Raw genomic sequence first — 19,931 nt, forward strand, 5'->3', positions numbered from 1 at the left:
ACGACCCGACGACAGCCGCCAGGTCAGCCGGAGAGGACGCCGAGCAGTCGCGCCACCTCGGCGGCGACCGCGTCCCGAGCGGGACCGAGGTACTTGCGGGTGTCGACCAGCTTCGGGTTCTCCGCAAGGCGCGCACGGACGATGTCGGTGAACACCGCGTTGAGATGAGTCGCGATATTGATCTTCCGCATGCCTGCGCGCACGGCACGGGTCAGGTCGGCATCGGGCACGCCGGACGAGCCGTGCAGCACCAGGGGCACCGGCACGGCCTCGTGCAGCCGGGTGATCAGATCGAAGTCGAGTTTCGCGTCGCGGGTGGTCATCGCATGGCTGGAACCAACCGCGACGGCCAGCGCGTCGACGCCGGTGGCGGACACGAATTCAGCGGCCTCCGCCGGATCGGTCCGCACCCCTGGCGCGTGCACTCCGTCCTTGCCGCCGACCTCCCCCAGCTCGGCCTCGACCCACACCCCACGCTCATGACACCAGCGCGTGATCTCGGCGGTCGTCGCCACGTTCTCCTCGTACGGCAGGGCGGACGCATCGAACATCACCGAACCGACGCCCAGCTCCACGGCCTCGCGGGCCAGTTCTTCACTGGTCACGTGGTCGGCGTGCACCGCGACCGGAACCGTCGCCGCCCGCGCGACGGCCAGCGTCGCCGCACAGATCGGTTCCAGGCCGCCGTGATAGCGCACGCAGTTCTCGCTGATCTGCAGAATCACCGGCCGGCCCGCCTGCTCGGCGCCGGCGACGATTGCCTGCGCGTGCTCGAGCTGGATGACGTTGAACGCTCCGGTCGCCGCACCCGCTGCTGACTCGGCGGCGACGACTTCGGCGGTGGGTGTCAACGGCATGAGTCTTCCTTTCGCACCTGCACCTCCGTGCGCAGCCGGTGGTAGGTGTCCTTGTCCACATCGCCCGCCAGCGGTGCCGCCACGGCCGCGCCGCCGAGCGCGACCGCTTCGGCCAGCCGCTCCGGCCACGGTTGTCCGATCGCCACGCCCGCGGCGAGCGCGGCGACCACGGCGTCGCCTGCGCCCGTCGGATTACCCTCCACCGGCTCGGCTCGAGCTCGCCACGTGCCCTCGGTCGTGACCGCCAGCAGGCCCTGCTCGCCCAACGAGACGACCACGTTCCCTGCTCCGCGCGCTCGCACCTCAGCCGCCGCCGCCTCGGTGTCACCGGGCGCCACCGACGCCAGCTCCGCATTGTTCGGCTTGACGATCGCCGGACGCCCACGCAGGCCGAGCCGCAACGACTCCCCCGAGGTATCGAGGATGACCGGCACATCGGCTGCGCCGGCGAGCCGGCACAGTTCGGCGTAACCATCGTCAGGGGCGCCCGGCGGCAACGACCCGCTGAGCACCGCCACGTCGGCGTCGTCGAGCCGCTGCCGGTACTCCTCGACCAACGCCTGCCACTCGGCCTCGGACACCGACGGCCCTGGTTCCAGCAGCAACGTGGCGTCCGAGTCGACCACAGCGACGGTCCTGCGGGTCTCTCCCGCGATCGGCGTCATCGCCTCGGGCACACCGACCGACCGGAGCTCTTCGCGAATCCGTTCCCCGGCCGCGCCACCGACGAACCCGCACGCCAGGACCTCGTGCCCGGCGGCGTGCAGGACCCTGGCGACGTTCACGCCCTTGCCGCCGGCGCGGGTAGCCACCGAACGCACCCGGGTGGAGTCGTGTTTGACCAGGTCGTCGACCCAGTACGTGACGTCCAGCGCGGGGTTGGGCGTGACCGTCAGGATCACTCCCACCGACCTCCGCGGGCGACCGCGCGCACCTGCAACTCTTCGTCGAGAACCACCAGATCGGCACGCTGTCCGGCGGCGATCTGGCCGACATCGACGATCCCGACCGCCCGCGCGGGGGTGGCCGACGCCGAGCGCGACGCGTCCACGATCGACACTCCGGCCGCCACGGCATTGCGCACGGCGGCATCCATGGTCAGCGTGCTGCCCGCGATGGATCCGGTGGCAGCGATCCGCGCGACCCCGTCCTCGACCCGAACACGCTGGCCACCGAGCTCGTACTCCCCGTCACCCGCACCGGCGGCCGACATCGCGTCGGTGACCAGCGCCACCCGCGAGCTGCCGACCTGTGCGAAAACGCCGGCCACCACGGCCGGATGCAGGTGGATGCCGTCGTTGATCAGCTCCACCACCGCCGAGGAGTGGTTCAGCGCGGCTCCGACCACACCTGGCTTGCGGTGATGCAGCGGGGGCATGCCGTTGAACAGGTGGGTCGCCACCGTGGCGCCCGCGTCGAACGCCTGGCTCGCCACCGCGAAGTCGGCGTCCGAGTGCCCGACCGCCGCGACCACGTCGGCCGCGGTCAACCGCTTGATCAGGTCCATCCCACCCGGCCGCTCGGGCGCGACGGTGACCATGCGGACGGTGCCGCGACCGGCGCGCAGCAACTCGTCGAGCACGGCGCCGTCCGGCTCGAGCAGCAGTTGCGGGTCGTGCGCCCCGCAACGTGCTTCGGCCAGGAACGGCCCTTCGAGGTGCACACCGGCGAGCGTCCCGTCGGCGACCAACGGCGCCAGCTGCTCCAACGCGACGGTCAGTTCCGCAGGCGGCGCGGTCACCAGGCTGGCCAGCATCGTCGTCGTGCCGTGCCGCCGATGGAACTCGGCAACCACGCGCGCCTGGTCCGGGTCGCCGTGCGTGAAGCTCGCACCCCCGCCGCCGTGAACGTGCATGTCGACGAAACCCGGCAGCATCCAGCCGTCCCAGCGCTCCGCGGGCTCAGCGGGTGTTCCCGAGCCGACCTCGGTGATCCGGTCGCCGTCCACCCGGGCCCACCCGGGCGTCAGCACCTCGCGCGGGGTCACCAATCGTTCGGCCAGGTAGATGGTCATCAGCTCCGCTCCCGTACCGGCACCGGCCGGCCAACACGTTGCCAGGCGAACAGGCCCGCGCCGAGGCAGCCCGCCCGCTCCCCCAGCTCGGCCTGCACCAGCCGTGGCTTCTTCTGAAAACTCAGTCGCTCGACCAAGCGCGCACGCAGCGGTTCCAACAGCCGCGGGCCCGCTTCCGCCAGGCCCCCGCCGATCACGATCAGTTCGGGGGCCAGCAGCGAGCAGTACAGGCACAGCGCACCGGCCAATGCGTCGACCATTTCCGCCCACAGCTCGCGCGCGTGGTCGTCGCCGGAGTCCACCCGTGCGGCCACCTCGGCGGCGGTGACCTGCTCCCCGGTGCGCTCCGCGTAATGCTGGGCCAGTGCCCGTGCCGAGACCACGGTCTCCAGGCAGTTCCGACCTCCACAGCCACACGGTCCCGCGGACGGCGAGTCCACCTCGATATGACCGATCTCGCCCGCGAAGCCCGTCCCTCGGTAGGGCTCGCCGCCGACCATGATCGCGCCCGCGACCCCGGTTCCGATGGCCAGGAACAAGTGGTCACCGGCTCCGCGTCCGGCGCCGAGCACGGCCTCGGCCAGGCCACCCGCGCGCACGTCGTGGCCGAACGCGACCGGAAGCGAGGTTTTCTCCTGCAGTAGTGCCCGAAGGGGCACGTCGCGCCATCCCATGTTGGCCGACAACACCGCGATGCCCGCTTCGTCGTCGGTCAGTCCGAGAACAGCCACCCCGACCGCGACCGGGGTGTGTCCTTGCCGTCGCGCGGCGATGTCCAGCTCCTGGATGCTCGCGACGAGCTGCCCGACCACACCATCGGCGCCGGCGGCCCGGTCCGTCGGCACGCTGCGCGGAAGATGCAACGTGCCATCGTGGTCGACCAGGCCCGCCTTGATCGCGGTACCGCCGACGTCGATGGCGATGACGCAATCGCTCACGTGTTCAGGATGACCGAGTACGCCAAGTTGCGCGGTTCGTCCGGGTTGATGCCGGACCGCTCGGCCAGCGCCACGGCCAGTCGCTGCGCCCTGATCAGCTCGACCATCGCGTCCCGGTCCGAGGAGACCCAGCGACCACCCGTACGCCGCACGTCGTCGGCTAGCCCCTCCGGCGCCTCGCCCAGCATCCACACCACGCTGCGCTCGTCGGTCACGCTGATCGGGCCGTGCCGGTACTCCATCGCCGGGTACGACTCGGCCCAGGACAGCGAGGCCTCGCGCAGCTTGAGCCCGGCCTCGTTGGCCAGACCGACGGTCCAGCCCCGGCCGAGGAAGGTGAATTGCCGCGCTTCCACTGCACCTTCGGGCAACGGCTCGTGCACCACGGTCTCCGCGGCGGCGATCAGCGGCTCGAGGTCCTGGCCGAGGTGCGCCCGCAGCACCGCGAGGGCCGACGTGGCGAATCGCGTCTGCACCACTGACTGCTCGTCGGCGAAGTCCAGCACCACCGACTCGTCGGCGAGGTCCGCCACGGGCGTCTCAGCATCGGCCGTGATCACCGTGGTCGGCACCGTCCCGCGCAGCCGTTTCAGCAGGTCGACGACCTCGGTGGTGGTGCCGGACCTGGTCAGCGCGAGCACCCGGTCGTAGCGGCGGGTGTCCGGGAACTCCGATGCGGCCACCGCGTCGGTCTCTCCGCCCAGCTCGCCTCCGTGCCGCTCGCGCAGCGCCGCGATGGCCTGCGACATGAACAGCGACGTGCCACAGCCGGTGACCGCCACCCGCTCCCCCGGACGCGGCAGCACCGCGGCGTGCGTGGCGGCGAGTTCAGCGGCCTTACGCCAGCAGTCCGGCTGGCTGGCGATCTCCACCTCGACGTGACTCACTGGGCCGGCCCCCGTTCCTGCACCTGGGCATACCGCCTCGCTGTGGTCATCTCCGGACCCCTCTCGGATGCATAGTCGACTGGACTCTCGCAGCCACGCTGCGCAATGTTGCATGATAGTCGCAGAAATGAGCATGATCACGCAACAGCCGGCCCAGGCACCGGAGGAGGCTCGGCCATGAGCAAGTACGCCCGGCTGAACGCGCTGCTCGAACTGCTCGCCGAGCGCGGCGAGCTCAACGTCGACGACGCGGCAGCAGAGCTGGCGGTATCGCCCGCCACCATTCGGCGTGACCTGGACACGCTCGCCGAACAGCAACTACTCACGCGCACGCACGGCGGGGCGGTGCCGAACGCCACGGCCTACGACCTGCCGCTGCGCTACAAGTCGGTCCGCAAGGCCGAGGAGAAGCAACGCATCGGCCGCGCGGCGGCGGCGCTGGTCAGCCCGGGCGCGATCATCGGCAGCAACGGCGGGACCACCACGACCGAGGTCGCCAGGGCCATCGCCACCCGCGCCGACCTGCAAGAAGGCGCCACCGACGGCAACGGCCCGCAATCGGTCACGTTCGTCACCAACGCGCTGAACATCGCCAACGAACTCACCGTGCGGCCGCATATCAAGGTGGTGGTCACCGGCGGGGTCGCCCGCACCCAGTCCTACGAGCTCATCGGCCCACTCGCCCAGGGCATCCTGAACAACCTCAGCCTGGACATCGTCTTCCTCGGGGTGGACGCACTGGACGTCTCGCACGGCGCATCCGCCCACCACGAGGGCGAGGCCAGCATCAACACGCTGATGGCTTCCCGGGCGCGGCAGGTTGTCATCGTGGCGGATGCGTCTAAGCTCGGGCGGCACGCGTTCAGTCGGATCTGCCCGATTGACGACGTCGACGTCCTGGTGACCGATCGATCGGCCCCGAAAGATTTGCTCGATCGGTTCAGCGCCGCGGGACTGAAGGTCATTCGTGCATAAACAAATGGTCTAGACCTGTTGATTTATGCTCGATCGTAGGTAACACTGCACAAATTCACGCATTCGTGATACGCGCTAGGCCCGAGGAACAGCAGAAAGGGGCGCGTCAGGATGAGGTTTTCACGCAGAGCATCCCGAGCGGGCAGGAGAATCGCCGCGCTCGGGGCGATCGCCGCGTTGGCGCTCACCGCGGCCACTGCCTGCGGGTCCGACGAGGCGGAAGGTGACGGCAAGACCATCACGTTCGTCGCGGCCGAGTACAGCGACAAGACCGAGCCCTACTGGAAGGACCTGATCTCCCGGTTCGAGAAGGAAAACCCGGGCCTGAAGGTGAATCTGCAGGTCATCAACTGGGACGAGATCGACGGGCAAGTGCAGAACATGGTGCTCAACGACAAGGCACCCGACTTGCTCAACTTGAACAAGTACGCCGACTTCGCCGCCGACGAGCTGCTGTTCAAGGCGAGCGACGTGCTGCCCAAGGAAGTCATCGACGACTTCATCCCGAGCTTCGCGGAGAACTCGAAGTACGAGGGCGACCAGTACGGCTTGCCGTTCATCGCCAGCGCACGGCTGCTGTTCTACAACAAGGACCTGTTCGACAAGGCGGGCGTCAAGGAGCCGCCGAAGACCTGGGACGAGCTGAAGGAAGCGGCCAAGAAGATCTCCGACCTGCCCGGTGACTACATCGGCTACGGTCTGCCGCTCGGCCCCGAGGAGGCGCAGGGCGAGTTCCAGATCTGGATGAACAGCAACGGCGGGCACTGGGTCGACGACAAGGGCAACTGGACCATCGACAGCCCGGAGAACCTGGAGACGCTGCAGTTCCTCAAGAGCATGGTCGACGAGGGACTGACCCAGCCGAACCCGGCCAAGACCGACCGCGCGGACGTGATCGAGGCGTTCGCCGCCGGCAAGATCGGCATGATCCGCGGCCTGCCGCAGACCCACAACAACATCGCCGACCAGGGCAACAAGTTCAAGTACGACGTCGCGCCGAACCCGGTCAACGACGGCCAGGAACCCACCACGCTGGGTGTGCAGGACTACCTGATGGCCTTCGACAACGGCACGGGTGCCCAGGAGACGCTGAAGAAGTTCCTCACCTTCTTCTACCAGGAGGAGAACTACAGCAAGTTCATCACCACCGAGGGCTTCTTGCCCACCACCCAGTCGGCCAGCGACAAGCTGTCCGACGACGAAAAGCTCGAGCCGTTCATCGAGGCGCTGCCGAAGGCCAAGTTCTACCCGGTGACCGATCCGCAGTGGACCGCGGTCGACAGTGCGGTCAAGCAGGACATCGGCCAGGCCTTGCGGGGCACCGACCCGAAGAAGGTGCTTGAGCAGCTGCAGAAGACCGCGGAAGGCTGAGGGGCAGACCGGTCGTGACCGACACGGCGACATCGAGTACGGCTCCGGCGACCGCGTCGCGGGGCAAGGCAGGCGGCCCGCCCACCGGGAAACCGGGCGCGGGCCGCCCCGCCCCCGGCCGCGGCAAGCGGCCGGGCGCCGAGCATCCGCTCACGCCACTGCTGTGGATCGGACCCGCGCTGCTGCTGATCGCCGGCGTCGTGTTCTGGCCCGTGGTGGAGATGGCCCTGACCTCGGTGCGGGAGGTCTCTCGCTCCGGGGTCATCCGCGGCTGGGCCGGGCTGGAGAATTACGAGAAGCTGTTCGACGAACCGGACCTGGTCCCGGTCCTGATCCGCACCGTGATCTGGGTGGTCGGCGTCGTCGCGATCACGCTGTTGCTGTCGTTCGGGTTGGCACAGCTGCTCAACGCCCGGTTCCCCGGCAGGCGCCTGGTCCGCTGGGCGTTGATCGTGCCGTGGGCGGCATCGGTGGTCATGACGGCCATCGTGTGGCGCTGGATCCTCGACTTCTTCCACGGCATGGCCAACACGATCATGCTGGACCTCGGCCTGATCGACGCACCGCGCGACTGGCTGGGCGAGCCGGGTCTTGCCTGGCTGTGGCTGATGTGGGTGGCGGTGTTCGTCTCGTTGCCGTTCACCACCTACGTGCTGCTCGCCGGACTGCAAACCATCCCCGGCGAGGTGTACGAAGCCGCGCAGGTGGACGGCGCCTCGCGGTGGCGGGCGTACCGCGACATCACGTTGCCCCTGCTCAAGCCTGCCGTGCTGGTCGCCACGGTGATCAACGTGATCAACGTGTTCAACTCGTTCCCGATCATCTGGGCGATGACGCGCGGCGGGCCGGGGCATGACACCGACACCACCACCACGTTCATGTTCAAGCTGTTGCGGCTGGACAAGGAGGTCGGGCCGTCCGCGGCGATGGCCGTGCTGAACTTCCTGATGATCGTGGTGATGGTGCTGTTCTACCTGCGGGCCGTGAAGTGGAAGGAGGTCGACTGATGCGGGCTCACCCGATCCGGACCGCGCTGGTCGGGGCGCTGGCCTGGCTGGTCGCCTTCTTCGTGCTCGCGCCGTACCTGTACATGCTCGTCACCGCGCTCAAGCCGCGGTCGGAGGTGTTCGCAGGCAAGCAGGGCTACCTGCCCGAGACGTGGAAGTGGGACAACTTCATCGAGGTGTGGGAGCGGATCCCGCTCGCCGACTACCTCCGCAACACCCTCGTGATCGCCGGGTTGTCCACGCTGCTGGCCGTCGCGGTGGCACTGCCCGCCGCCTACTACACGGCGCGACGCAAGTTCCGGGGCAGGCGGGCGTTCTTGCTGCTCGTGCTCGTCACGCAGATGTTTGCCCCAACGGCCCTGGTGATCGGGATCTTCCGGGAAATGAAGGTGCTCGGGCTGACCGACACCTACCTGGCGCTGATCCTCACCAACGCCGGCTTCAACCTGGCGTTCTCCATCTGGATCCTGCACGCCTACTTCTCCTCGATCCCGGTCGAGCTGGAGGAGGCGGCACTGCTGGACGGCTGCGGCCGCTTCGCCGCGTTGGCCAAGGTCACGCTGCCGTTGGCGGTGCCGGGCGTGATCACCGCGGTGATCTTCACGTTCATCGCGGCGTGGAACGAGTTCATCGTTGCCTTGACGTTGACGACCGACGCGGACACGCAACCGCTGACCGTCGGCATCACCAGTTTCATCGGGGAGTACCAGGTGCAGTGGCAGTACCTGTTCGCGGCCTCCCTTGTCGCGGTCGTCCCGGTGGTCGTACTGTTCGCATTCATCGAGCGCTACCTGGTCAGCGGGCTGACCGCGGGCAGCATCAAAGGTTAGGGGAGAGACACAACATGGCAGCTGTGCAGTACGAGGCGGCGACCCGTCGCTACCCGGGCTCGGAGCGAGCCGCAGTCGACGCTCTCGACTTGGAGATCGAAGACGGCGAGTTCCTCGTGCTCATCGGGCCGTCCGGCTGCGGCAAATCGACGTCTCTGCGCATGCTCGCTGGGCTGGAACCGCTGGACGACGGCGCGATCCGCATCGGCGACCGGGACGTGACCAACCTGGCCCCCAAGCAGCGGGACATCGCGATGGTGTTCCAGAACTACGCGCTGTACCCGCACATGACCGTGGCCGAGAACATGGGCTTCGCGCTCAAGATCGCCGGTAAGCCGAAGTCGGAGATCAAGCAGCGGGTCGCCGAGGCGGCCAAGCTGCTGGACCTGGAGCAGTTCCTGGACCGCAAACCCAAGGCGCTCTCCGGTGGTCAGCGGCAGCGCGTGGCGATGGGCCGGGCGATCGTGCGGGAGCCGCAGGTCTTCCTGATGGACGAGCCACTGTCGAACCTGGACGCGAAGCTGCGCGTGTCCACGCGTACCCAGATCGCTGCGCTGCAGCGCAGGCTGGGCACCACGACCGTGTACGTCACGCACGACCAGGTCGAGGCCATGACGATGGGTGACCGGGTGGCCCTGCTGCAGGACGGCGTGCTGCAGCAGTGCGACACCCCGCGGGCGCTGTACGAGAAGCCCGCGAACACGTTCGTGGCCGGATTCATCGGCTCGCCCGCGATGAACCTGCACACCGCCAAGATCACCGACGGTGGTGTGCAGATCGCCGGGGTCACCGTGCCGGTGCCGCGCGCGACCATCGATGCCGCGGTGAGCGAGGGCTCGGACAGCATCGTGCTGGGATTCCGGCCCGAGTCGCTGGAGGTCGTCTCCGCCGACACCCAGCCGGGCGGGTTCCCGGCCACCGTGCAGGTCGTCGAGGAGCTCGGTTCGGACGCGTTCTGCTACACCACCCTGCCCGGCCACGACGCCGCCGGGGGCGCCGGTGGTGTGGACGTCATCGCGCGCGTCGACGCGCGGACTCCTCCGCAGAAGGGCGAGACGCTGCACCTGCGTATCCGCCCGGAGGAGGCGCACGCGTTCTCCACGGTCACCGGTAACCGGCTGCCCAGCTGACGTTCGCTTCAACGAAGGCCGCCCGGGTCGCCATGCGCGGGCGGCCTTCGTCGTGTCTGTCGGTCCCGGCGGCGAGAATGATCCCGTGCGGATCGTCGTCGCGGAGGAGTCGGACGCCGGAGTCGGCCGCCGGTACGGCATCCGAAGGCTGGACGATGCCGCCCCGGCCGAGCGAGGCCTGACCGCCGAGGAACTCGTCGCGCTGGTGCGGACCATCGAGACGAGCGAAGCTTCCCCGCCGACGTGGGTCTTTCCCTCGACCGATCGCCTGTACCCGACGCTGTTGTCCGCTGGTGTCCGGGTGCGGCGATGTCATGACCTCCGCGTGACCGAGGGCCTGCTGCTCGCCCACGAAGGACGGCATGGCGAACCTCGGGGCCTGGCCGCCGCGTACGCGAGGGCTCGTGGTGCGCCGCCTCCCCCGGACGACGAGGACCCCCACGAATCGTCCGCGCAAGGTGTGTTGTTCGAGCCAACGGGTCCTGCCCTTCCCGACGGCGTCGAGCCGACCGAGGCCGCGGCAGTGGTGCTCGCGGAGCAGGAACGCTGGCTGGACCGCTTGCCCCACGCGGAACGGCTGCGGTTGCTCGTCGCGGCGGAGTCCGCGTCCACGCTGGTCGCGGCGGAGATGACCGCGGACGGCCTGCCGTGGGACGCCGACGTGCACCGGCAGCTGCTCGCCGACGTGCTCGGTGCCCGCGTGGCGGGTGGCAGGCCGACCAAGCTCGCCGAGCTGGCCGAGCGCATCGCGGATGCATTCGGCCATCCGGTCAACCCGGACCACCCACCCAGCGTGGTGCGGGCGTTCGCCCGGGCAGGCATCGAGGTGCCGTCGAGCCGGGCGGCCGCGCTGGCCGGAGTCGATCACCCCGCGGTGGAACCGTTGCTGAAATACAAGGAGTTGGCCCGGCTGCATTCCGCCCACGGCTGGAACTGGCTGACCGAATGGGTGCACGACGGCCGCTTCCGTCCACAGTTCGTCGTCGGTGGCGTGGTGTCCGGCCGCTGGGCGAGCCGCGGCGGCGGGGCGCTGCAGATCCCGAAGACCCTGCGTCGGTGTGTGCGAGCCGATCCAGGCTGGAAGCTGGTGGTGGCCGACGCCGCGCAGCTCGAGCCGCGCGTGCTCGCGGCGATCTCCGGTGACCAGCGGCTGGCGGCGGTCTCGACGTCGGAAGACCTCTACTCGAGCCTGGCCGCCGACGCCTTCGGCGGTGACCGCGGACGAGCCAAGATCGCCCTGTTGTCCGCGATGTACGGCGGCACCGCAGGCGAAGCCGGGGCGCTGCTGGCGGTCCTGCGGCACCGTTTTCCGGTCGCGGTCGGCTACGTGGAGCAGGCTGCCGTGGCCGGCGAGCGGGGTGAACTGGTGCGGTCGCGGTTGGGCCGCACCTCTCCCCCGCCGTCGTCGTCCTGGCGATCGCTCACCGGCTCCGCTGACGACTCGCACGAGGCCGCGGCCCGTCGCGCGGCCAAGGACTGGGGGCGGTTCACCCGCAACTTCGTGGTGCAGGCCAGTGCCGCCGACTGGACCGCCGTGCTGCTCGCGTCGGCCCGCAGCAAACTACGCGACCGTGCACCGGACGCTCAGCTGGTGTTCTTCCAGCACGACGAGGTGATCGTGCACTGTCCCGAGCAGCAGGCGGCCGAGGCATGCCGGGTGCTGGACGAGTGCGCGGCCGACGCGGGCAGGCTGGTGTTCGGCCGGCGATGCCCGGTCCGGTTCCCGCTCACCGGGGCGGTCGTCGACTGCTACGCCGACGCCAAATGACCCTTCGGCAGCGCGAACCCGTCGCCGGAGCTACGGCCGCCCCGTGCCAGGCAGGCGCGAACCCGTCGCCGGAGCCACGACCGCCCGTGCCAGGCAGGCGCGAGCCCGCCGCCGGTACCTCGGCGGCCCATGCCAGGCCTGCGCGAACCCGTCGCCGGAGCCACGACCGCCCGCGCCAGGCAGGCTGGCCGACTACACCGACGCGACGTGAGCTTTCCACCACGCTGTCTGCGCGGGCGGGTCTGAGACGTCGATCCGCTGCCCCGGGTTCGGCACCACGATCGGCACACCGGCGTCCTCCGCCGCCGCGACGACCCGATCCGCCGGTTCCGCCCACGGATGCGGCGCCAGTGTGAACGTGCCCCAGTGCACCGGGATCAGCAGCCCGCCCCGCAGGTCCTGCTGCGCGCGCACACCCTCCTCCGGTGTCATGTGAATGTCCGGCCAGCTCGCGTCGTAGGCGCCGACCTGGATCAGACTCGCGTCGAACGGCCCGTGCGCCGCGCCGATCTCCCGGTAGCCGTCGAAGTAACCGGAGTCCCCGCTGTAGAAGACCTTCCCGCGTTGCCCCGCGATGACCCACGACGCCCACAGTGTGGGGTTGCGGCGCAGTCCGCGACCGGAGAAGTGCCAGGCAGGAGCCGCGGTCAACCGCACCCCGGCCACCTCGGTCGACTCGGCCCAGTCCAGCTCGACGATGCGCTCCTCCGGCACGTTCCAGAACCGCAGGTGAGCCGCCACGCCCAGGGGGACGACGAAACACGCGTCGCTGTTGTCGCGCAGCCAGTCGATGGTCGGGGTGTCCAGGTGGTCGTAGTGATCGTGCGAGAGCACCACGGCGTCCAGCCGACCGAGTTCGGCGAGCCGGACGGGAGCCGGATGCAGTCGCCGCGGTCCGACCGGCACCGGGGATGCGCGCAGGCTCCACACCGGGTCGAGCAGCAGCCTCGTGCCGGACAGCTCCACCAGCGACGACGCGTGACCGAACCACGTGATGTGCAGTCCGTCGGGGGCCGGCGGCTGCGCAGCCGTCAGCGGGATCGGCACGGCAGGTTTGCGCAGCTTGCGATGGCGCCAGAACTCCCGCGCGGTGGATCGCATGTCCTGCGACGGCGGAACGACCTGGGTCCGCCCGGGGTTGTGGAACGCGCCGTCACGGTAGACCGAGGTCTTCGCCCGGCGCGCCATCTCGACCGGGTCGGGCAACGCGCCCATCGACCGTACGGACGGCAACCTCACTCGCATGGCACTCCCCTCTTGCCACCCCCAGCGCGGGTCAGCGATCGGAAACAGACTTTTCCACCGTAGGTGTGCAGGTGGACGTCGCGCACGTAGCCGGGCCAGCTAGGCTCGATCGTGATGAACCGTCCGTCGAACCAGCCACCATGGCCAGAACTGCGGTCGCTGCAGCCGGGCGTGATCCCGCTCGGCCCGCTGACCATGTCCGAGATCTTCGTCGCCGCCATGGACGTCCTGCGCAAGCACGCCGGGCTCCTGTTCGGCACGTCATTGGTCGCTCTGGCGCTGACCCGCGCCGTCGTGCACCTGCTGACCGCGCCGATGCTGGCCGACCTGCCCCGGTTGCCGATGCGCCCGACGCAGGCCCAGTTCAACGACTACATCATGCAGCTGCTGCCGATCAGCGGCATCGACACGCTGCTGAGCACGGTGGCGCTGGTGCTGGTCACCGGCGTCGCCACGGTCGCGGTGGGCAGGGCTGTCCTGGGCAAGCCGATCACGCTCGGCGAGGCGGCCCGGGAGATCAAACCGTTGGCGTTGCCCCTGCTCGGACTGACCGTGCTGGTCAGCGTCCTGGTCGCGGTCGGTCTGCTGGCGTTCATCGTGCCCGGGGTCTGGCTCGCCGTGGTGTTCAGCCTGGCTGCGCCTGCCCTGGTGCTGGAACGCACGACGATCACCACGGCACTGCGGCGTTCCCGCCAGCTGGTGTTCGGCAGCTGGCTGCCGGTGTTCGGCATCCTCGCCGTGGCGTTCGTGATCATCCTCGGGGTGAACGCGTTCGCCGCGTGGCTCACCGGGCCGCTCACCCCGGCGCACGGGGTGTTCAGCTTGCCCATGCTGGGCTCGATCCTTGCCGGGTCGCTGACCGCGCCGTTCTTCGCCGCGGTGACCGCACTGATCTACGTCGACCGTCGATTCCGCACCGACGACCTGGCGCTGGAGCTGGCCCGAGCCGCCGGGCTGCGCTGACCGACCGCGCGCGAGACCACCGGCTGGTAGCCGGATCCCAGCACCCGCGGCAGCAGATCGATGCCGTAGGCGTCCGGCCCGATGAGGATACGAGCCTCGTTGCGGCGGATGCCCCGCACGATGCGCCGGGCGGCAGCGCGCGGAGTCGTCATGGCGATCTTGTCGAACCCCTCGGCCAGCGCCTTCTGGTCGAGGCCTGCCGCGGCGCGGGCGTTGCGCGCGATGTTGGTCTTGATCCCGCCCGGGTGCACACAGCTCACGCCGACCGGGTGTCCGGCCAGTTTCATCTCCTGCCGCAACGCCTCGGTGAACCCGCGCACCGCGAACTTGGTGGCGTTGTACGCGCTCTGGTTCGGCACCCCGATCAGGCCGAACACGCTCGACAGATTCACCACGTGACCGTCGCCGGACGCGATCAGCTGCGGCAGGAACGCCTTCGTCCCGTGCACCACGCCCCAGAAGTTGATCCCGACGATCCACTCCAGGTCGTCCCAGCTCATCTCCGCCACGGACGCGGACAACGCGACGCCCGCGTTGTTCACCACGAGGTTGGCGCCGCCGAGTTCGGCCTCGACCTGCTCGGCATGCCGATACACCGCTGCCCTGTCCGACACGTCGAGCTCTGTCCGGAGGACCTGCGCACCCGCGCGCTCACAACGCCTGACCGTTTCGGCAAGCCCCTCGGTGTCGATGTCGGACAACGCGAGGATCGCGCGGTGCGCGGCCAGCTCCTCGGCGAGGGCGCGCCCGATTCCTGATGCCGCCCCGGTGATCACGGCGACCTTACCGGCGAAGGACTTCATGCCGGGAGCGTAACTGACCGACGGTAAGTTCGGCCGGTGATCACTTCGGGTCGCTCGGGCCCGGGACTCCCTCGCCTTCGCCGTCGGCCACCGCACTGGCGCCCACCTCGCCGATCGACCGTTCGCCGCGCGGCTTGCCGGTCAATCCGACGTGGCCCTCGATGTGCATTCGCTCGGTCATGTGCGGGTAGTGCAGCTCGAACGCGGGCCGCTCGGAGCGGATCCTGGGCAGCTCGGTGAAGTTGTGCCGCGGCGGCGGGCACGTGGTGGCCCACTCCAGCGAGTTGCCGTAACCCCACGGGTCGTCCACGGTGACCCGCTCGCCGAATCGGTAGCTGCGCACCACGTTGTAGACGAACACCAGCATCGACACCCCGAGGATGAACGAACCGATGGTCGAGATGATGTTCAGCGTGGTGAACCCGTCCGACTGCAAGTAGTCGGCATACCGCCGGGGCATGCCCTCGGCGCCCAGCCAGTGCTGCACCAGGAACGTGGTGTGGAAACCGAAGAACGTCAGCCAGAAGTGCCATTTGCCCAACGGCTCGTCCAGCATCCGGCCGGTGAACTTCGGGAACCAGAAGTAGATGCCGGCGAACGTGGCGAACACGATCGTGCCGAACAGCACGTAGTGGAAGTGCGCGACCACGAAGTACGAGTCGTGCACGTGGAAGTCCAGCACCGGCGCGGCCAGGATGATCCCGGTCAGGCCGCCGAGCAGGAACGTGGCGAGGAAGCCCACCGCCCACAGCATCGGCGTCTCGAACGTGATCTTGCCCCGCCACATGGTGCCGATCCAGTTGAAGAACTTGATCCCGGTCGGCACCGCGATCAAGAACGTCATGAAGCTGAAGAACGGCAACAGCACCGCGCCGGTGGCGAACATGTGGTGCGCCCACACGGTGAACGACAGACCGGTGATGCCCATCGTCGCGAACACCATCAGCTTGTAGCCGAACAGCGGCTTGCGGCTGAACACCGGGATGACCTCGGTGATGATGCCGAAGAACGGCAACGCGACGATGTACACCTCGGGATGGCCGAAGAACCAGAACAGGTGCTGGTAGAGGATCACCCCGCCGTTGGCCGGGTCGAACACGTGCGTGCCGAGGTGGCGATCCGCCGCGAGCCCGAACAGCGCGGCGGTCAGGACCGGGAACACCCCGAGCACCAACACGGCGGTGAACAGGATGTTCCAGGTGAAGATCGGCACTCGCCACATGGTCATGCCCGGCGCGCGCAGGCAGACCACCGTGGTGATCATGTTGACCGAACCGAGGATGGTGCCGAGACCCGAGACGATCAGCCCGAAGATCCACAGGTCCCCGCCGACGCCGGGCGCGTGCGCCACGTCCGACAGCGGTGGATAGGCGGTCCAGCCGAAGTCCGGGGCTCCGCCGGGAGTCACGAAACCGGACAGCACGATCAGTCCGCCGAACAGGAACAGCCAGTAGGAAAAGGCGTTCAACCGCGGGAACGCGACGTCCGGCGAGCCGATCTGCAGCGGCAGTACCAGGTTGGCGAACGCGAACACGATCGGTGTCGCATACAGCAGCAACATGATCGTGCCGTGCATGGTGAACAGCTGGTTGTACTGCTCGGACGAGAGGAATTGCAGGCCCGGGACGGCCAGCTCCCCGCGCATCAGCAGGGCCATCAGCCCACCGATCATGAAGAAGCCCATCGAGGTGACCAGATAGAGCACGCCGATGGTCTTGTGATCGGTGGTGCGCAGGACGCGCACGAACGCGCTACCGCGGGGCGGACGAGCAGGAGCACCTACCGGCGGGACCGGTTCAGGCGGCCGCTCGAGACCAGGACGGGCAGGTTGTGTCTGTGTCATACGCCACCTCGCATGCAAGTGTGCGCCAATCCCGGGCACAACACCAGTGGAGCGGCTCGCGAACGCTCACCGGGGCGAGGACGATGGAGAGGTGGGTATGCGCTTCCGGGATCGGGTGTCCGCAGGCAGGCAGTTGGGTATGGAACTGACCAAGTACGGCTGGACCGCTCCCGTGGTGCTGGCGCTGCCTCGAGGCGGGGTGCCGGTAGCCGCGGGCGTGGCCGCTGAGCTGCAGGCCCCGTTGGACGTCGTGGTGGCTCGCAAGATCGGCGCACCCGCGCAACCAGAGCTCGCCGTCGGGGCGGTCACCGCTGACGGCGCGGTGTTCTACGACGACAGAACACTGGCAGCGCTCGGCCTCTCCCGTCGGGATCTGGCGCGCCGTACGGAGGCGACCATCGCCGAGGCGCGACGCAAGCAGGAGCGGTACCGATCCTCGGCGCGCGTTCCGGTGCGCGGCCGCGACGTGCTGATCGTGGACGACGGTCTGGCCACTGGTCTGACCGCGCTGGCCGCCGTGCACGCGGTGCTTCACCAACGGCCGCTTTCGGTCAGTCTCGCCGTCCCGGTCGGCTCGTCGGCGGCCATCCGCCGCCTGGAGGCGGCCGCGGACGCCGTGTACTGCCTTCGGCGGCCGCCGCACTTCCGTGCCGTCGGCGAGTGGTATCACGACTTCACTCAGGTCACCGACGACGAGGTGGACGAACTGCTCGAGGCGTATTCCTCCTGATTCTTGCTGATCGAGCGGCGTGACACCCGGCTCGACGTCCTCCTCACTCGGCCGCGGGCGAGATGCGGCCGGTGACCTCGCCGAGGTGGATCCGCTCCCCGCCCGGGCCCGGCGCGGTCGCCGTGATCGTGACGAGGTCCTCGTCCAGGAGGTACGAACGCTCGGTGCCGTCACCGAGCAGCACGGGGTCCGTACCGTCCCAGGTCAGTTCGAGCAAGCACCCGCGCTGGTTCGGCTCGGGCCCGGACACCGTGCCGGACGCGAACAGGTCACCGGTGCGGAGGGCGGCGCCGTTGACGGTCACGTGGGCGAGCAGCTGCGGGGGCGTCCAGTACATGGCGGCGAACGGCGGATTGGCGACGACGTGCCCGTTGATCCGCACTTCCAGCAGGATGTCCAACGCCCAGTCGCGGCCGCCACGCAGATAGGACGCGGGTTCGGGATCTTGGTCGGGCGCCGGGACCTTGGCGTGCTCCAGCGCCTGGAGCGGGACGATCCACGGGGAGATCGAGGTGGCGAACGAGGTGGCCGGCGCGGGGTCGAGGGACGTGGACTCATAGCGTTGGAGGTCGCGGGCCGACCAGTCGTTGACCAGGCACACGCCGAAAACGTGGTCGGCGAAGTCGGCCGCGGACACCGGTCGGCCGTGCTCGCTCGGGGTCCCGACGACGAAGCCGACCTCTGCCTCGAAATCCAGCTTGCGGCTCGGCGCGAAGATCGGTGTCTCGCCGTCCGGGGCCAGGAACAGGCCCGCCGGCCTCACCACCGGGGTGCCGGACAATCGCACGCTGCCCGCCCGGCCGTGGTAGGCGATCGGCTGATGTCTCCAGTTGGCGGGCAACGGCGGCTGGTTCGGGCGCAAAATGCGGCCCGCGGTGCGCGCATGTTCCTCCGAGCCGGAGAAGTCGACGAAATCGGCGACCTCGAACGGCGCGTGCAGCTCGACCGCGTCCATCGGCGCCAGATGGGCCAGCACCGCGGGCCGGTACTCGGGATCGGTCAGCCATGCCGTGATCCGCTCGCGGACCTGGTCCCACACCGACCGTCCGGCCGCCATGAACGGGTTCAGCACCTCGGCATCCAGCAGCGGCGCGAACTCCTCGCCCAGCACGCTCGCCACCGCACCGATGTCGAGCACGCTCTCCCCTACCGCGACGCCGATCCGCCGTCTGCCTGCCGGACCCCGCCGATCGATGCGGGTGAAGACGCCGTACGGCAGCGTCGCCACCCCGAACCGACTCCCCTCCGGGAACTCGAACCACGTCTGGCTGGACACGGCCACCAGCCTGCCACGATCCGCCTAGGGCCCGCCGCACGTGATCATGCGGGTCACTGCCGCGCGAACCGCTGCACTCCTGCACCAGGTGTCCAGCGACGAATCACCAGCACATCGCCCTCCGGCTTGGTCAGCACCGCTTCGGTCAGATCGAGCCGGAAAAGGTGATAATCCGGCGGTGCCTCCCCCGGCTCCAGCAAGCCCTTCACCTCGGGATCGTCCACTTCGGCCGCCACTCCGCTGACCTTCGCGTCCGGCTTGGTCATCGACCCGTCGCCGGGATTGGCGTGCAGCGCGCAGCGGCCGTCGCGCTGCAGATCCGCGGCTTTCCGCGCCTTGAGCATCGATCCGAACTGCAGGTGCCCGTGACTGAAATCGACCTCGGTGCCACTGACCCGCGGCGACCCGTCCGCGCGCAGCGTCGCCAGGACGTGATGCTTGGTCGCCGTGAAACGCTCGTGGACCTCCGCGGCGAACGTCGGTTCTTCCTGTTCGAACTCTGTCCAGGAGACCATGGCGCGGAGTATGGCAGCCGCCACCGACAAATTCGGTTCGCCGAGTCGCCGGCGACGCGCGATACCGACGGACCTGCGACAGTCACCGTGCGGGAAAGTCCGCCGGCTCCGGCTGCGGTCTCGCGCTCATGTCGCCCCGAAGCGAGCACGACTCTCCGTGACGGAATTTGATGCCCGAGCTGTCCGATCTGCACCTTTCGGTCGCCCACCCCGCCGGAATGGTCGACACACTTTTGTCGATCCGGCCGTTGGCGATCATCCGGATGGCCTAGACTCGCCCACGCAATTGACTCTGGCGCGTTCCTGGCACTCGCCGTGCCGCAGGTGTTGGCCAGCGCAGCGCCTCCCAGACTTCACGCAAGGAGTAATGCATGTCGCAACCCCCCGGCCCAGGCCCGTATCCGCAACAGCCTGGGGGCGGTTACCCCGGTCAGGGCCAGCCGCCCAGCGGCGGTTTCCCGCAGCAGCAGCCGGGCTTCGGCCCGCCGCAGGGCCAGCCGGGCGGTTACGGCCCGCCGCAGGGCCAGCCGGGCGGTTACGGCCCACCGCAGGGCCCGCCGCCCGGCTTTCCGCCCACTGGCGGTTTCCCCGGCGGTGAGCAGCCGAAGAAGAGCCCGTTGCCGTGGATCTTCGGCGGTGTCGGCGCCCTCGTCGTCATCGGCGGCGTCATCCTGCTGATCGTCCTGCTCGGCGGTGGCGGCACCAGCGACCCCGAGTCGGCAGCCAACACAGCGTTGGACTACATGAAGGACGGCGACCTCGACGGCCTGGCGTCCATG

General features: G+C 69.2%; 18 protein-coding genes and 1 pseudogene. 9 read left to right on the top strand and 10 right to left on the bottom strand.

Translation table 11 applies throughout. The annotated features are described in order from the left end of the window. Positions 1-23 precede the first annotated feature (23 nt). From YWM_RS0114275 to YWM_RS0114295, 5 genes are read right to left on the bottom strand one after another with little or no spacing between them, the layout of a single operon-like run. The gene (locus YWM_RS0114275; RefSeq protein ID WP_028851299.1) at positions 24-857 is read right to left on the bottom strand and encodes a class II fructose-bisphosphate aldolase; all 834 of its coding nucleotides are present in this window, start codon (positions 855-857) and stop codon (positions 24-26) included. Further along, positions 848-1,765, bottom strand: a complete 918-nt coding sequence (locus tag YWM_RS0114280; protein WP_342664947.1) for a 1-phosphofructokinase family hexose kinase — start codon at positions 1,763-1,765, stop codon at positions 848-850. The genes YWM_RS0114275 and YWM_RS0114280 overlap by 10 nt, the downstream gene beginning before the upstream one ends. Beyond that, positions 1,756-2,871 (bottom strand): N-acetylglucosamine-6-phosphate deacetylase, encoded by a 1,116-nt coding sequence (gene nagA / locus YWM_RS0114285; RefSeq protein ID WP_028851301.1) that lies wholly within the window; start codon positions 2,869-2,871, stop codon positions 1,756-1,758. The genes YWM_RS0114280 and nagA overlap by 10 nt, the downstream gene beginning before the upstream one ends. After that, complete coding sequence (locus YWM_RS23735) at positions 2,871-3,809, bottom strand: ROK family protein (protein WP_043661125.1); 939 nt, start codon at positions 3,807-3,809, stop codon at positions 2,871-2,873. Before YWM_RS23735 ends, nagA begins: the two co-directional genes overlap by 1 nt. After that, positions 3,806-4,696 carry an SIS domain-containing protein gene (locus YWM_RS0114295; RefSeq protein ID WP_028851302.1) on the bottom strand — a complete coding sequence of 297 codons (891 nt, stop codon included), beginning with the start codon at positions 4,694-4,696 and terminating at the stop codon, positions 3,806-3,808. Before YWM_RS0114295 ends, YWM_RS23735 begins: the two co-directional genes overlap by 4 nt. A 177-nt stretch (positions 4,697-4,873) precedes the next feature. Between YWM_RS0114295 and YWM_RS0114300 the strand changes: the two genes are divergently transcribed. The 6 genes from YWM_RS0114300 (at position 4,874) to YWM_RS0114325 (ending at position 11,777) form a co-directional block, all read left to right on the top strand. Beyond that, the gene (locus YWM_RS0114300; RefSeq protein WP_028851303.1) at positions 4,874-5,671 is read left to right on the top strand and encodes a DeoR/GlpR family DNA-binding transcription regulator; all 798 of its coding nucleotides are present in this window, start codon (positions 4,874-4,876) and stop codon (positions 5,669-5,671) included. 111 nt (positions 5,672-5,782) lie between these two features. Beyond that, positions 5,783-7,042 (top strand): extracellular solute-binding protein, encoded by a 1,260-nt coding sequence (locus YWM_RS0114305; protein WP_052344905.1) that lies wholly within the window; start codon positions 5,783-5,785, stop codon positions 7,040-7,042. Between the two features lie 14 nt (positions 7,043-7,056). Next, complete coding sequence (locus tag YWM_RS0114310; protein WP_028851305.1) at positions 7,057-8,049, top strand: carbohydrate ABC transporter permease; 993 nt, start codon at positions 7,057-7,059, stop codon at positions 8,047-8,049. Further along, entirely contained in the window at positions 8,049-8,879 is an 831-nt protein-coding gene (locus YWM_RS0114315; protein ID WP_028851306.1) for a carbohydrate ABC transporter permease, read from the top strand. The genes YWM_RS0114310 and YWM_RS0114315 overlap by 1 nt, the downstream gene beginning before the upstream one ends. A gap of 14 nt (positions 8,880-8,893) precedes the next feature. Then, positions 8,894-10,009, top strand: coding sequence for an ABC transporter ATP-binding protein (locus YWM_RS0114320; protein ID WP_028851307.1), 1,116 nt, complete (start codon positions 8,894-8,896; stop codon positions 10,007-10,009). A gap of 85 nt (positions 10,010-10,094) precedes the next feature. Further along, on the top strand, positions 10,095-11,777 hold the full coding sequence (locus YWM_RS0114325) for a bifunctional 3'-5' exonuclease/DNA polymerase (RefSeq protein ID WP_028851308.1): 1,683 nt from the start codon (positions 10,095-10,097) through the stop codon (positions 11,775-11,777). A gap of 192 nt (positions 11,778-11,969) precedes the next feature. Here YWM_RS0114325 and YWM_RS23740 read toward each other — a convergent pair whose 3' ends face one another. Continuing rightward, positions 11,970-13,016 carry an MBL fold metallo-hydrolase gene (locus tag YWM_RS23740; RefSeq protein ID WP_245566045.1) on the bottom strand — a complete coding sequence of 349 codons (1,047 nt, stop codon included), beginning with the start codon at positions 13,014-13,016 and terminating at the stop codon, positions 11,970-11,972. A gap of 120 nt (positions 13,017-13,136) precedes the next feature. On the opposite strand from YWM_RS23740, the gene YWM_RS0114335 reads away from it, so the two are divergent. After that, complete coding sequence (locus YWM_RS0114335) at positions 13,137-13,985, top strand: YciC family protein (RefSeq protein ID WP_052344907.1); 849 nt, start codon at positions 13,137-13,139, stop codon at positions 13,983-13,985. Here the strand turns inward: YWM_RS0114335 and YWM_RS23745 are convergent. Further along, a complete protein-coding gene (locus YWM_RS23745; protein WP_052344908.1) occupies positions 13,916-14,788 on the bottom strand; it encodes an SDR family NAD(P)-dependent oxidoreductase in 873 nt (290 codons plus the stop codon). The genes YWM_RS0114335 and YWM_RS23745 overlap by 70 nt on opposite strands. 40 nt (positions 14,789-14,828) lie before the next feature. Next, the gene (ctaD, locus tag YWM_RS0114345) at positions 14,829-16,631 is read right to left on the bottom strand and encodes an aa3-type cytochrome oxidase subunit I (protein ID WP_028851310.1); all 1,803 of its coding nucleotides are present in this window, start codon (positions 16,629-16,631) and stop codon (positions 14,829-14,831) included. 97 nt (positions 16,632-16,728) lie between these two features. Here ctaD and YWM_RS0114350 point away from each other — a divergent pair, with 97 nt between their 5' ends. Further along, positions 16,729-17,361 carry a phosphoribosyltransferase gene (locus YWM_RS0114350; RefSeq protein WP_028851311.1) on the top strand — a complete coding sequence of 211 codons (633 nt, stop codon included), beginning with the start codon at positions 16,729-16,731 and terminating at the stop codon, positions 17,359-17,361. 43 nt (positions 17,362-17,404) lie between these two features. Here YWM_RS0114350 and YWM_RS0114355 read toward each other — a convergent pair whose 3' ends face one another. Both YWM_RS0114355 and YWM_RS0114360 read right to left on the bottom strand, forming a co-directional pair. Then, the gene (locus YWM_RS0114355) at positions 17,405-18,637 is read right to left on the bottom strand and encodes a fumarylacetoacetate hydrolase family protein (protein WP_052344912.1); all 1,233 of its coding nucleotides are present in this window, start codon (positions 18,635-18,637) and stop codon (positions 17,405-17,407) included. 53 nt (positions 18,638-18,690) lie between these two features. Continuing rightward, positions 18,691-19,152 carry a pyridoxamine 5'-phosphate oxidase family protein gene (locus tag YWM_RS0114360; protein ID WP_028851313.1) on the bottom strand — a complete coding sequence of 154 codons (462 nt, stop codon included), beginning with the start codon at positions 19,150-19,152 and terminating at the stop codon, positions 18,691-18,693. Between the two features lie 371 nt (positions 19,153-19,523). Between YWM_RS0114360 and YWM_RS26640 the strand changes: the two are divergent. Next, positions 19,524-19,931: pseudogene (locus YWM_RS26640) on the top strand (hypothetical protein); the annotation flags it as partial.

Source organism: Thermocrispum municipale DSM 44069 (genome assembly GCF_000427825.1).
Classification (GTDB): Bacteria; Actinomycetota; Actinomycetes; order Mycobacteriales; family Pseudonocardiaceae; genus Thermocrispum; species Thermocrispum municipale.